This is a genomic window from Paenibacillus xylanexedens (assembly GCF_007680605.1).
Lineage (GTDB): Bacteria > Bacillota > Bacilli > Paenibacillales > Paenibacillaceae > Paenibacillus > Paenibacillus xylanexedens_B.
Genome location: NZ_VEIO01000002.1, coordinates 129,125 through 143,176 on the forward strand (window position 1 = coordinate 129,125; position 14,052 = coordinate 143,176).

Consider the following 14,052-nt stretch of genomic DNA (forward strand, 5'->3'; position numbering starts at 1 on the left):
GGGATGGAATAAATGGCGTCTTTTCAATGCAAATGTGGATATGTACTTTCGAACAGCCAAGCACCAGACGATGTAACTATATGGGCTTATACAGATCGTGAGTGGGATGAAATCACAAGTGATATTACAGATATTATAGATTTACCTAACCCAAGAAACAGTGTATGGCGTTGTCCTAATTGTGAAACTATCTATGTGTTTGATGAACAAAACAAATTAAAGAAACGATATATACTTGATCCAGAATTATAACCATTTTGTCTCCATTAACAGCCATTCTAACTGACCTGTTTGAATACGATATTGAATTGTTAGATGAGGTACACGGTGGGAACGGACAATTCGAGAGGTAGATGAATATGGAGTATGAGTTATTTATATTTTCGATGCAGTGTATATTGCTAAAATATTGATTGATTCGGATGCAAGCTTATGAACTATGAATTGTTTGTAAAATCCAGTTTATATCATAGATCTTTAGGAGAAATGATTAATCAATATGTTACTGAAACGGTTAAGGAGAACGGTTCACTCCAAATTAACGAAGATGAAATCGTAGTTGTCTGTAAATTTTTTACATCGTTCATTGAGATTGAGGATGTTTCTGATATCGCGTTTGTTCAAAAACATTATAATCTGGCTTTGAATGTATGCATTAGAATTCAATTGTTTGGCCGTACTTTTAATGAGGGTATCGGGCATCTGTTCAAAGTGATTAGTAAACTTATGAAGAATACGGAAGGGAATCTATTATTCTTAGAAGATGGTTCTACCCAGTTACTTAGAATGGAAAATGGTTCTTTAACGGTAAATAATCGGTTAGATAAGTATCAAATTACTTCAAGCCTGCTGAGTATACTTAATTATCCTTATATTGAAAAGGAGCTATCAAGCTAGAAAATTGGATGCAAATGATTGGTTACCTTCTGAATTAGAGGAGGTTATGAGAAAGTGAGTTCGTTAATTATTTTGAAAAACATAGAACATTACGTCCCTGAGAAAGCTATTGAAGATTTTCAGAAGACAGCTGATAAAGCAAATATGTATTGTATTTTAGTAAAACTTAAATATGATGGACAGCTCTTTTTATCTGGGGAAGGAATACTTTCTGATGTAGATGAATCCAAGTTTAAAAGTATACAGAATAAAGAAGGTTTGAAGTACTTCACTTTTAACGTCAATAGGATCGAAGAGGATTCACTTGACAGTTTTACATGGCTTACACAGGACGAAAATTATTTTTGGGCATTAGACATTGAAAATATAAAATATGAGGATTATGAATTCATTTACAAGTTTGTAGTGGAGTATTTTAAAGATAATCCAGAAGATTACTTGTGGTTTGATGATGCTGAGTGGTACTACACGGCTGATGATATCTTTAATCTAAGTCAAAGACCGTATAACCCTAAGTGGTGTAGTGAAAAAGTTATTTGAGTTAAGAGGGCTGAAATAATGGGAATTTCAACTTTTGTATTATTTAGGCAAGGAGAAAGTATCTCGGCAAGCGATTTATTAAAAAATATTAGAGAAATATCTATTAATTGCGGGCTCTACTTTGCTAACAATTATGACAAGTATGATGAAACCGGGAAATTAAAGTTTTGCTCAATATATATTAGTGACATTCCGTTTGAAGACAGCTATTCAAGGCAAATACCTTGGAATTTGTATGATGAGCCTTATAAATTTCAAACTGTAGACTTTAATTGGGATAATTCTAAATGCCAATATTTTAAGGCATTCGTATCTGAAGATTTCTATGAGAATGAAGATTTATTATTTAAGATACTTTATGGAATTTTAAAAATATATCCGTCTGCAAAAGTATGGATTGAAGATAACTGGTTTTATACAATAGAGGATTTAGAAAAAATAAAAAATAAGCCATTGGACAATGAATGGTGCTATAAGAATCCCATAGATTTTTAAAAGTACTTACTTGAATTTTGCTAATGCATTAAGAGAGAGTAGTATGAAGGCTCAATGATTTCCATAATAAATTGAATCATAATCCAACTAATCATTCCAAGGAAACATTAATTGGATTGAAATACCGACTGAAATAATACGGGGCAAAGGCACTTCTACACATACACGTAGAAGTGATTCATTATTATAGAACCTATGTTTGAATGCGCAATCTTGGCTGTGTAGAGTAGTTACCTAATTACCGAATTGCTGAGGAAGAAAATGATCCTTCTGTTCAATTCCAAAGACAATTTCCATTTGTTAAAATTTAGGTATAACGACTATGAACAGGTTTGGTGGTGATAACGGCATGTTGCGGATTCAGGTACACCCCGATGAATTGGATGCCAAGGCACGTTATGTTCAGCAATGTAAATTGGATTTGGACCGAATGGTCCGTGAACTGGATAAATCTCTGAATATGCTACAATCCGAATGGTCTGGGGTTACACAAGAAAAGTTCTTCTGGGATTTTATGGAGGTGAAGCATGTTTTCCCGTCAACACTCGGCATGCTGGATAATATTCAGAAGGAGTTTACCTTCATTGCGAATAATTTCAGGACGACAGACAGCACAGGTGAGGTGGCTCTGTACATCCCCAATGAGTTGAAACCAAGTTTTTTCACTGGAGCCGTGGACAAAGCCATTGGTGACACCGTTACAGGTCTGGGCGAGACAGCCGAAGCACTCATCTATAATCCGTTAAGCACATTAGGCAGTTTGGCTTATGCGATGACTCTAGGTAAGGTAGTTGACGCTGGACGTGGACTCGCGTTTGCTTGGGATGCGGCCTGGGGCAACGGAACAGCAAGGTCTGACATCGAGCAGTTTGTGGATGAAAAGAAGAAACAACTCGACGAGGACGAGTCAGGTTATGTTAAAGGTGCGATGGTCGGTCAAGCTCTCTCTTATTTTATCTTTGGCAAAGCCTTACACTCGAAGGACCAGCACGGGTCGGGTGGAGGAGGAGCTAAGAAGGAAGCATGGAAAAGTAACCTTAAGGGAAATTACAGCATGAATAATCTTATAGAACCATCAATGCCAAAAGGGGGAAAACCTAAAGGAAACTACGCAAATAATGAAGGTGGAAGAGGAAATGTAAGACAAAATGAATCGGCTAACTTATTAGCAGATCAGGGTTATGATATTGAAATGTTGGATGAAGTTGTTGGTGGGAATGGGTTTGGTATCAAAAAAGGAAAGAATCCGGACTTCATAATTGAAGGGAAAATCTTTGATTGTTATTCACCGGATTCGAATACTCCTATAGATAGTATCTCTGCAAAAATAAAGAACAAAACAAAGAGTCAGGCGCAGAGGATTGTCCTTAATCTGGACGACTATCCTAGTGCGAAAATAGATGAATTATTAGAAACTCTTTTAAGACAGACAAATCCACAAGCTAATTTAAAACACTTGGATGAGCTTGTAGTGATAAGAGATGGTGTAATAAACAAAGTATTCGGGAGGTAGACAAAATGGATTACGAACTATATATAAAGAATAGTACCGGGGTTAAAGAGTTAGGTCATAGGTTATTTACAATAATGAAAGAAGTTACAGGAAATAAAGCTAAGTTTGAAGAGTTGCAACATAAGTTAGGTTATCCATATGTATATATTGAATCTGATTATCTAAGTCTAGACTTTGATTTAGATAATGACGATATTGACGAATATCAAAATATCAATTTTAAGTACTATAAAGTAGATACTAACATGCTGATTAATATTCAATTGTACTCACAGAAATTTAGTGAAGGTTGGTTGAAGCTAATTGAGTTAGTGGGTAGATTAGCAGAAGTAAATCAAGGAGATTTACTTCTGCTAGATGAGCGCTCCTTCCCGCTAATAAGAAAACATGATGGATTGATATTTATTAATTCTAATTTGGATCATGATCAGCTTAAAAATTTTACAGAAGAAAAGCTCAAATTGCTTAACCATTCTTATATAAAAGAAGACTTTAATATAACATCTTAAAATTTGATTACATTCAATGAGGCAAACGATATGATAGTATGCTTCTTCTAACGCTTCTGAATCAGAGGAGGTTATGAGAAAGTGCGTTCTTAATTATTTTGAAAAACATAGAACATTACTTCCCTGAGAAGGCTATTGAAGATTTTCAGAAGGCAGCTGATAAAGCAAGCAAATATGTATTGCATTTTAGTGAAACTTAAATACAATGGGCAACTCTTTTCATCCGGGGAAGGGACACTTTCTGATGTAGATGAATCCACGTTTAAAAGTATACAGAATAAAGAAGGTTTGAAGTATTTCACTTATAACGTTAATGCGATCGAAGAGGATTCACTTGACAGTTTTACATGGCTTACACAGGACGAGAATTATTTTTGGGCAGTAGACATTGAAAATATAAAATACGAGGATTATGAATTCATTTACAAGTTTGTTGTGGAGTATTTTAAAGATCATCCGGAAGATTACTTGTGGTTTGATGATGCCGAATGGTATTACACGGCTGATGACATTTTGAGACTTAGTCAAAAGCCGTATAATATAAAGTGGTGTAGCCATAAAATAAGAGAAGGGCTGTGTCGTATTGAAAGGTAAAGTATCCAAAAGATTAATAGCGATTTTCGTAGTTTTAACATTGTATTTAGTCAGTACAAATCAGATGTATGCAGAATTTGACGAATTAAGCTTAGAAGAGCACGGAGGGTTACAGCAGGAATGGATACATACGTTTCCGAAAGAAATTAATTATCTGAGCTTTGATCTGGGTTACACTCCACTAGACATTATTAATCGTGCTGCTCAGCTTGTGATGTTAAATCCCGCCAAGGTATCTGGTAATAACTTCAGCCTATACACGATAAATAAGAAGACAGGGAAACTAGCTTGGACGTATGACATTAAAAATAAAGTGAAGAATTTTTACCCCCTAAATCATACTTGGTTCTATAACGAAAGCGGCAGTATATTCTATCAGTATTCTACGAATCGCGGAAAAACGTTTAACATTCTCAGTTTAGATGCGAAAGGAAAGCGTCTATTCGAGAAGAAGGATATAGGTTTCTCCAATATCTATCCGTATAAAAATGGAATTGTTCTGCAACAAACGGATAGTCTTAAAGATCAATCTCGTTTTATTACATTAAATTCCAATGGGATAGTGACAAGCGAAACGGTATTAGGTTTTAATACGAAGGTATTGAATTCTGGTTATGTACTTCATTTTAAAGGTGAGAATAAAATCGAGGTTTTCAAAGATGTAACATCGTTGAAAAAGCCATTATTTACGATAAACACTCAAAAGTTTAGTGGATTCTATGCTACGAAGTATCATCAATTAAGTGGCGGCACACTGATTATAGAATATGCTAGATCCAATTCAGATGGTGGACAGAAATTAATGGCTTATGGATTGAATGGTAAACTCAAATGGGACACCGTGCTGGATAGAAACATGAGCATGTCTACGCATTCAACCGGAAGTAAACTATTAATTGAAAACCAAACTGAACACAATTTCACGGTATACGACCATAACTTCAAAAAGCTTTTTTCTCATGATTACGAAGGAGAGCTTAATGCTAACTATTTAATGAGCTTCTATCGTAACGATGGCTATATTGAGTACATTGACTTTGGAACCATTAATGGCAAATGGGGAGAACGGTATACACTAATGAAAGATAATGGAGAAATGTTGCTTAGTAAATACTTTGTTTTAGATGATGTGCATAAGAGTAACTTCACATATGATGCATCCGAAAATGTGGTCTATCGTACCGTGGTTAGCGACGGCCGATATCATCTGATCAAATACAAGATAACGAAGTAATCGTTCGTGTTACATGGGCCGGGGAATGATCTAGATGAAATCTTACAACTAAAACGATGAGAGACTTAAGGCACTTCTACCACATAAACGTAGAGGTGCTTCTTACTATAAAATCCAAGGAGAATATCTCGCCATGATCCTTAAAAAACGGATTTTCAAGATCGGTTGTTGCCTTGCGTTTGTGATCTTGCTTGTTCTAACTTACAGTTTCTACAAAGAAAAAAAGATGTATGAACAGTACCTGACTATGAATATCCGCCAAGATATCGTTGATATGAAAAGTGCGATCATCACGAATGATCGTATTTTTGACCGCATACTGGAGGATGACAAAATCATAAACGAGATGGTTGAGGACGGAGAGCAGGCAAGGCAAGTCTATTACGGTCTAATAGATATGATGCAGATCATCAATAAATATAACTTCATGAATCTCACTCTAAGTCAGCAAGCGAATTGGCTCGCTAAACCTGCGCCGTTATTTATCAATCATATAGAAGTAGGAGACATATGGCCGCAGGCGCTTCGCCGGATGCAGATGACATTCGAAAGGCTGGATATCAGCAATTATCCTGTATCCGCTGAACTAAAAGCCAGAATACAGGGCTACCAAGAGTTAAATCAGTGGTGGTTGAATATCGTCGGAGACTTTGAAACGACAGTGATCGAAGAGAAGGACTGGCCTCAAATCCTATATGATTTGGAGCAAGAGAAACGGTTTTATTTTAAGGAGAAAAATATTGATTTCGTGGAAGATGACGTTTGGAGAGATGCGTTGAATCCCAGGTACGATTAAAGAAAATAAGGGTGAAACAGGTAAGAGGAAGGACTATAGCACAAGCTGTAGTTCTTTTTTATTGGGCTGTGGTCATAGTTATTCGCACACTCTCCGCATGTGCAGAAGACATAGTATAGGGCATATATACAGTGTTTACTGGCCTAAGGAGTGTGGCGACTTTGAAGCATACGAACAAGGTGAAAACGACTCTCCACTCATTACGAAAGAGACATTCTTCAACGAAACGCTATAACAATATTCCGAGAAAACGTAAGAAAAGGTATGCCATACGTAAAGCTTTGGGAAGAAAAAGATGTGCTTACAAGCAGCGTATTAGACAAAAGAAAGTATCCCGCAGACACAGAAATATTGCAATCCCTGAAAGAAGCGATGTTAATTCCGCCTGTTCTAAGCTCATTATTGATTCGGACCCAGCTAAAATGGAGGAAACCAAAACAGTCATTCTTCCTGAAACGCAGGGACTGATCGCACAACAAGGTTCCCAAGGCTTGGCAGGCCCTCGGGGGGAGCAGGGTGAAGCAGGCAGTTCAGGAGTACAAGGTGTCGCTGGTCCTCGCGGCGAACGCGGTGAACCGGGGAGTTCGGGAGCCCAAGGCCTGAATGGCCCTCAAGGTATCGCAGGTGAGCAGGGGCCTCCCGGAGTGCAGGGACCTGCTGGTTCTCGCGGCGAACGCGGTGAAGAGGGAAGCACGGGAGTCCAAGGTCCGGTCGGCCCTCAAGGTGTCGCAGGTGAGCAAGGCCCCCCTGGAGTGCAGGGACCTGCTGGTTCTCGCGGCGAACGCGGTGAGCCGGGCAGTCCGGGAGCTCAAGGTCCGGTTGGTCCTCAGGGTGTGGCAGGTGAGCAGGGGCCTCCCGGAGTGCAAGGACCAACGGGTCCTCCGGGTGAGCAAGGCCCGCCGGGCAGTGTCCCCGGAATTCAGATCATTCCTACATCCGACCGCTACTTTTATTTCCCTGACACTGATTTGGATTTGTCGAACTCGGTTACAGTTGCTGCTGGTGAATTTGTTAATGATGAGGGAGGAAGTATATCTCAATTTGCAGGGATCGGCATGACGAGTTACTACAATCTTTATATTAATGGAATCGTACAACCTGGCAATTCGTATGTGTTAACTGCGGATAATTTATTTATTCCATCTCAAAGCGGTGTCCTGTTTGCTGAAACACCAGTTATCATTGAGATCGTTCAATTAACAGCGGTAATCCTAAACAATTGAAAATGGTTATATCATCTCATCCCTCTGCCTTCACTACTCTCAAATCTACTACATATACTATGTCAGGTAGGAGGTGAGAAACATGCCACTTGTTACACCATTTCAGAACAGTTTAAGATTCGCTGCGACTATAGGGGATGGAACAGGAACCGGAGCAACGTTTGCAATCGCTGCGACAACTTTTACCGACGATGCAGGTACTGCTGCTACAGGATTCCCGACTACATTTAATTACTACAACCTGTATATCAATGGTCTGATGCAAACAGCAGATACATCCTCGGTTACCGCCACTACAATTACCATCCCCGGCGGTGATGTATTGAACGATGGCACCCCAATTGTCGTGCAATTTGTAGTGTCATAAGGATTGGCTAAAGTGATTTAACAAAGCATTGTACGGCTTCTATCTATGATAGGAGCCGTTTTTCTTATTTTAACGATCAGAATAAAGAGGTGTAAGAATCCCGTGGATGCGTGAGAAGTTGAGGGATGAATCCGGATCATGAATTAACTCTTTTCTTTCTCTAGCACAAGTTCAAATGGGATAGAAATGTTATGTTGTTCGGCCGAGTTCGGACGTGCTTTAATCTCAAAAGTAAGATTCAATGTTTCTGGTAGATCACGGACTTGATCCGTTCTTGTTGTAATGTAATAATGTTTGTCTCCGAGTTTTAGAATGTCTCCACTTACAGTTTCAGCGAAAGGTTCACCTTCATTATAGAAGGAATATCCCAAATCATTCTCGGACTGTCCGCCTCCCTTTATCTCATATCCAATCTGCAACTCGCTATTGTTATACGTTGCATGGAGTAACGTGACCGTGATGCCATTTACGGTTTTGGTTTGAGTCGGGATATTAGGTTCAGGCAGCGCTGACTCTTCTGATGATCCGGTGAAAAAGTAAAAGACAGCTGGAAGAACGAATATAAGGATACCAATGATTAGGGCAATGACTATGTTCTTTTTATTCATAAAGTTTCGTGCTCCTTTTTTAATAAAGGACATATAGAGTCTGTGCACTCTTTATTTCTAACTATGCTTAGGTATAACTTGCGGATTCATAAATTTGATATAACAGTCGTTCATTGTATATACAAATTATGAACATGTAAAATGTGGAATATAGGTGTATTTTGACATATCATCCTGTGCATCTTAATCGTTGTACTGTATCCACACCCTATCTTAAACTTGCTTCCATATGCTCCCTTATATTGATAGATATTATTAAAATCGTAAACTATAATGAAAAGTTCTCTTCATTTGTCGATAATAGTATAGAAGACTCTAAAGATATTACATATAGAGTGCAACTACATATCCACAACCATCCTAACCTTCGCGAGGTACATTTATGAAACAAGGCATATATGAACAGCTTATCAACACAATCACCAGACAGGAGATTTCAGCACTTGACCCGGATGTGTATCATATTGGGACCGAGAAACTAGACGCAGAGGAAGCGCGTAAATTGCTGTCCACGTATTTGGCGGCGGTGACCCGGAGAGCGCTTAAGATTATACGGGAACAGACGGAAGACAAGATGGCCGTATTAGAGCAGATTAGAACCTGCAATGAGATTATTGCGACCCTGAAAGGCACGTTGGGAGAAGAGGAGTATAACGACTTGCAACTGGATGAGCAGGGGGAAGTGCTGACCCATGTATATTCCAAGCTAAACAGCATTCGTGCCATTCGGGATACCAAAATCATTCGCCCGGATACGCCGATTGCCCAAAGCTCGTTATTCACAGGGGCCAAGTCTGAACCAAGTATGCTGCTGGAGTTGCAAAAAGAGATCGTGACCGCCGACCGGATCGATTGGCTGGTGTCTTTTATCAAATTCAGTGGGCTTCGCCTGCTGTTGGAACAACTTCAGCAATTCACATCAGGTGGGGGCAAGCTGCGGATCATTACAACCACCTATATGGAGGCAACCGACCTCAAGGCGATTACCGAACTTAGCAAATTACCGAACACCGAAATCCAGATTTCGTATGATACCAAAGTCACCCGGCTGCACGCCAAAACGTACATTTTCCATCGCGATACCGGATTTACCACCGCTTATGTCGGCTCTTCGAACCTTTCCAACCCCGCCCTGACCAGTGGCATGGAGTGGAATCTCAAGGTGACCGAGAAGGATTCCCTGGATGTCCTACGCAAGATCGAAGCAACCTTCGAGAGTTACTGGAATGAACGCGAATTTACAAGGTACATCCCCGAGGATCAGGAGCATGAGGCACAGCTGAGAGCAGCCCTTAATCGCAAAAAAGACCCATCCGGACACTTCCACCTCGATATCCAGCCTTACGATTATCAAAAGGAAGTGCTGGAACAGCTATCGTTTAGTTAGAAAAGAGGAATAATCTTTACTTTTTTATATAATATTATTTTGATTATGCAGGAAAGATCTAGGGATAAAGTTCTATTTAGCAAAATGTCTATCTGTTATACTTAAAGAGTGATACTAGTTCAAGTATTAATGCCGCTAAAAGGAGGAAATTTTATGCCACAATGGCCTCATATTTATTCTGAAGTTTTAAAAACCCCTTATGAAGAGGGAAGATCAAGTCTTTGTGTGATTACTGGATACAGTTCCTCTGCTTTTGTGCATCATCTTTTACATGCATATGACAGGGTGAAAATTGACTTGATTTTGGGTATGGTGAAGCAACAACCTATAACTATTTGGGATCATAATGAGTATATTAGACTTGTACAAGATACTGGTAGATTACGTGTTCGTTATTATAAAGGAACCCCTCCGATCCATATGAAGGCAGTTCTATGGAAAGCAGAACATGATCAACCCGAAATAGCTTACGCCGGTTCTTCTAACCTGACTTGGCATGGTTTTAGAGATTATCAAGAGCTAATGATCTCAGTAGATCCAAGAGAAATATTGAATGCTTTTCCTGATGATCATATGTTGAAGGATTGTGTTGACCCCGACATATTTGAACATTTTAATATGCTTTATCAGAGAGAACCTGAGATATCCGATATTGATACATCAGCCATTGGTGCGATAGCTAAAAATTGTCCTAGTGTAATATTAAGACTAACCCAAAAAAGAGATAATCAAGTGCATGATAGAAGTGGATTGAACTGGGGGCAGAGAGAAGGAAGAGAACCTAATCAAGCTTACATTCCTATCTCCAGTGAAATACATAAAGCAGAACCTGAATTTTTCCCTGATTTGGCTGTGGAATTTACTGTTATAACGGATGATGGAGAAAGTTTTGTTTGTACAGTCGCTCAACAAGGAAGAAAAGCAATTCATACTAATCACGATAACAGTATATTAGGAAGATATTTTAGAAAAAGATTGGGAGTAGCTTCGGGAGTAAAAGTTGAAACATTGCATCTTGAACGTTACGGAAGAGACTCAGTGACCATTTATAAAATGAATGACGAAACTTATTATATGGATTTTAGTCAGAGAAGGGGATAAAAATGATATTAGGATCAAAGGTTACAAGACTATCAAGAATTTTAGAGCAGGATGGTTTAGATCCATATGAGGTCGTAAAGATTAAAAATAATGCTATAGAGTTACTCGGCAAAGTCGGAACACTTAATTCCCCAACTTGTCAGGGGCTGCTTTTTGGTCAAATTCAAAGTGGGAAAACAAATAATATGCTAATGTCCACAGCACTTGCATCAGACAATGGCTTCAGGTTATTCATAATTCTCACATCAGATAACGTTTGGTTATATGATCAAACATTAGATAGGATTAATCAATCATTGCCAGGTATGCAAGCTTTAGGTAAGGATCAATGGATGATGGCTCACCCCGAACGAATTCAAACAGCACTACAAACAGGTGGCTTAATACTAATGGCGACTAAGAATACTCACATTCTTCAATCGCTTATAGATTTCTTAGAAATGCATTGTTCAGAGGGAATGAGGCCTATCATCTTTGATGATGAAGCGGATCAAGCTAGCCTTAATACCCTACTAAATAACGATACTGAGGATTTAAGTGGCGTTAATGAGGCTATCGTCAACATCCGAAGTTACTTTGAAAATCATGTTTACGTTCAAGTTACAGCTACTCCACAATCCCTCTTCCTTCAACATTCGGAGAGTGATTTTGCACCGGAATTTACTGTAACTTTTGAGCCTGGAAATGGATACGTAGGAGGAGAGGATTTTTTTGAAACAGAGCAAAATCTTTCACCTATGCGACTTTTCCCGGATAACGAAGTTGATAATATAATTACTTCCGACTTACTTGATGTTGAGGAAAGCTGGGAGGCCGTACCCACCGGACTTAGAAAGGCACTATGTTCATTTTTTGTAGCTGCATCATCTAAGCTTATAGCAGGGGATGGAAACTCTTTTTCATGTGTTTGTCATGTTAGTCAACGTCAAGACCCTCATAAAAGAATAGGTCAGATTGTTAATAGTTTTGTAACTAGGATTACTCGATCCATGTCTGATCCGGATTCTCAGGATAGCAATCTTATAATCGAGTATTTAAGAGAAGCATATGATGATATGATTCTAACTAATGCTAACCCGCCGTCTTTTCAAGATGTGATTAAAGAAATTAATGAATGTATAAATAGTACAAGCGTTCAACTGCTTATTTCAGGTTCTAGATCAGCTACTTATAGTTCGCCGTTCAATATTTTAATTGGAGGAAACCGAATTGGTCGTGGTGTGACTATTAAGAGACTGTTAGTGACTTACTACGGACGAACAAGTAAATCTCCACAGGTTGATACTATACTTCAGCATTCTAGAATGTATGGTTACCGGAAGAACGATATGGATGTTATGAGGTTTTATATTTCAAGCTCTTTATTAGAAATTTTCAGAGGTGTACATGAGTCACATAAGCAATTATGGTCAATGGCCCGTCAAATTGAGCCAACAGATATGCAAGCTATTGTATTATCTCGAACCACTCACTCCCTATTGAGGGCAACTCGTACAAGTGTTGTCTATATTGATTCCTTAGCGTTCTATATGCCTGGAAAGAGATATTTCCCTTATACTCCTCTGATAAAAAATGTATCAGTTTTAGATAGTATGTTGTTACCTTATATGGGTTCTAGTCAATTAATGCAGGTTCCAATAGATATGCTTATCGATATCTTAAATCTTACAGCATCTGATGAGACCGGAGTGGGTTCATGGGATGATGAAGCCATAAAAACATGTTTGAAAAATATGAAATTAATGTTCAATAACAGAGGATTTATTGAAGTGAGAAGAACGGACATCAGTAGGGGTTACCGAGCGTTGCTTTCTGGCGGATCAGATCGATTTGACCCATCAGGGCCAACTTTAACAATGTATAGATTTAATGGAAAAGTTGAGAATGGATGGGAAGGAGAACCATTCTGGGTTCCAAATTTAAGATTCCCCGACGGTAAAAAATATTTCATGTTTACAGTATTCTAATAGAAGAAACTTAGGATAGCAGACGTTAATTGAGGTGTGATTTATGAATTTAAATCCTGATAATCCATTGATAATTAAAATTGAAAAGCACATAGAACAAGCAATCCGCAGATATAAAAAAAACTTCAAGTCGTTTTCAACTAAAGAGGAACATGGCTCTGGTGCAGTTGCTGAATGGTTTGGATTATTCAATGATCTATATTTGCTCGGTCCAATTGAAGATGAGAATACTAGAATTGATTTTGAATTTAATCATAGACTACTGAGTCCTCGGACTGAAGAATCAACAATTGGTGCTGACTTAATAGTGACTTTGACAATAAACCTTCCAGATTTGAAGGTAGAAAAAGGCCTCTTAATTCAGCACAAGCTTGATTCAAATATTAACTCCAAAAATAAGACCGATGTTAAAGTTGATACAAAATTATTAAAGAAACAAGTAAAAGACATGCTTAGTTTCTCACCCTGCTCTTACGTAATGGTATCTTCAATTCACGGGTTTGATATGATTCCAGCTATAGAATTAAACGGTGCTGAGAAAATAAAGAAAGATGTATTGGAGAACTATTCCAATACCACATTCAGCTATTTTATTACTAGATTATTTGTGCCATGCTATACCGGAGACCCAAAAATTACGGGTGAAGTTGCAGAGGCTAACAATCTATCAGAGTTATTGATTAAAATTGGTACTAGAAGAAATATTCAAGATAGTTTAGGTTTAAATAAACCTCAAAGTCCTCGTAACCCTAAGAAAAAACCAAATAAGTAAGCAGAAAAGGCTGGGTTTCCCAGCCTTTTCTGTTTACTTTAGGGCTGCT

15 protein-coding genes and 1 pseudogene are annotated in these 14,052 nt (G+C 38.4%); 15 read left to right on the forward strand and 1 reads right to left on the reverse strand.

Features of this window, described 5'->3' with window-relative positions:
* Positions 1-12 precede the first annotated feature (12 nt).
* The 11 genes from FS818_RS15175 to FS818_RS15225 all read left to right on the forward strand — a co-directional run bounded on the left by FS818_RS15175 (position 13) and on the right by FS818_RS15225 (position 8,168).
* Complete coding sequence (locus tag FS818_RS15175) at positions 13-252, forward strand: hypothetical protein (RefSeq protein WP_090917538.1); 240 nt, start codon at positions 13-15, stop codon at positions 250-252.
* A 180-nt stretch (positions 253-432) separates the two neighbouring features.
* Complete coding sequence (locus FS818_RS15180; RefSeq protein WP_145333009.1) at positions 433-897, forward strand: hypothetical protein; 465 nt, start codon at positions 433-435, stop codon at positions 895-897.
* A 54-nt stretch (positions 898-951) separates the two neighbouring features.
* On the forward strand, positions 952-1,437 hold the full coding sequence (locus tag FS818_RS15185; RefSeq protein WP_145333010.1) for a hypothetical protein: 486 nt from the start codon (positions 952-954) through the stop codon (positions 1,435-1,437).
* 18 nt (positions 1,438-1,455) lie between these two features.
* The gene (locus FS818_RS15190) at positions 1,456-1,932 is read left to right on the forward strand and encodes a hypothetical protein (protein WP_145333011.1); all 477 of its coding nucleotides are present in this window, start codon (positions 1,456-1,458) and stop codon (positions 1,930-1,932) included.
* Between the two features lie 322 nt (positions 1,933-2,254).
* A complete protein-coding gene (locus FS818_RS15195) occupies positions 2,255-3,445 on the forward strand; it encodes a WXG100 family type VII secretion target (protein WP_145333012.1) in 1,191 nt (396 codons plus the stop codon).
* Between the two features lie 5 nt (positions 3,446-3,450).
* A complete protein-coding gene (locus tag FS818_RS15200; RefSeq protein ID WP_145333013.1) occupies positions 3,451-3,954 on the forward strand; it encodes a hypothetical protein in 504 nt (167 codons plus the stop codon).
* Positions 3,955-4,143: 189 nt separating this feature from the next.
* Positions 4,144-4,548: a hypothetical protein gene (locus FS818_RS15205; RefSeq protein ID WP_145333014.1), complete on the forward strand. Its 405-nt coding sequence runs from the start codon at positions 4,144-4,146 to the stop codon at positions 4,546-4,548.
* The gene (locus FS818_RS15210) at positions 4,538-5,782 is read left to right on the forward strand and encodes a hypothetical protein (protein ID WP_145333015.1); all 1,245 of its coding nucleotides are present in this window, start codon (positions 4,538-4,540) and stop codon (positions 5,780-5,782) included. Before FS818_RS15205 ends, FS818_RS15210 begins: the two co-directional genes overlap by 11 nt.
* 133 nt (positions 5,783-5,915) lie before the next feature.
* Positions 5,916-6,578, forward strand: a complete 663-nt coding sequence (locus FS818_RS15215; protein ID WP_145333016.1) for a hypothetical protein — start codon at positions 5,916-5,918, stop codon at positions 6,576-6,578.
* A 422-nt stretch (positions 6,579-7,000) separates the two neighbouring features.
* On the forward strand, positions 7,001-7,801 hold the full coding sequence (locus FS818_RS15220) for a DUF4183 domain-containing protein (protein WP_145333017.1): 801 nt from the start codon (positions 7,001-7,003) through the stop codon (positions 7,799-7,801).
* 82 nt (positions 7,802-7,883) lie between these two features.
* Positions 7,884-8,168, forward strand: coding sequence for a DUF4183 domain-containing protein (locus FS818_RS15225; RefSeq protein ID WP_145333018.1), 285 nt, complete (start codon positions 7,884-7,886; stop codon positions 8,166-8,168).
* A 143-nt stretch (positions 8,169-8,311) separates the two neighbouring features.
* On the opposite strand, the gene FS818_RS15230 is transcribed toward FS818_RS15225, so the two are convergent.
* Positions 8,312-8,776 carry a hypothetical protein gene (locus FS818_RS15230; protein WP_145333019.1) on the reverse strand — a complete coding sequence of 155 codons (465 nt, stop codon included), beginning with the start codon at positions 8,774-8,776 and terminating at the stop codon, positions 8,312-8,314.
* A 382-nt stretch (positions 8,777-9,158) separates the two neighbouring features.
* Here FS818_RS15230 and FS818_RS15235 point away from each other — a divergent pair.
* From FS818_RS15235 to FS818_RS15250, 4 genes and pseudogenes are all read left to right on the forward strand, one after another.
* A pseudogene (locus FS818_RS15235) lies at positions 9,159-10,151 on the forward strand (phospholipase D-like domain-containing protein); the annotation flags it as partial.
* A gap of 165 nt (positions 10,152-10,316) precedes the next feature.
* Positions 10,317-11,264, forward strand: coding sequence for a restriction endonuclease PLD domain-containing protein (locus FS818_RS15240; RefSeq protein WP_186375499.1), 948 nt, complete (start codon positions 10,317-10,319; stop codon positions 11,262-11,264).
* A gap of 2 nt (positions 11,265-11,266) precedes the next feature.
* Entirely contained in the window at positions 11,267-13,231 is a 1,965-nt protein-coding gene (locus tag FS818_RS15245) for a Z1 domain-containing protein (RefSeq protein ID WP_145333021.1), read from the forward strand.
* Positions 13,232-13,274: 43 nt separating this feature from the next.
* Complete coding sequence (locus tag FS818_RS15250) at positions 13,275-14,003, forward strand: hypothetical protein (RefSeq protein WP_145333022.1); 729 nt, start codon at positions 13,275-13,277, stop codon at positions 14,001-14,003.
* Positions 14,004-14,052 lie beyond the last annotated feature (49 nt).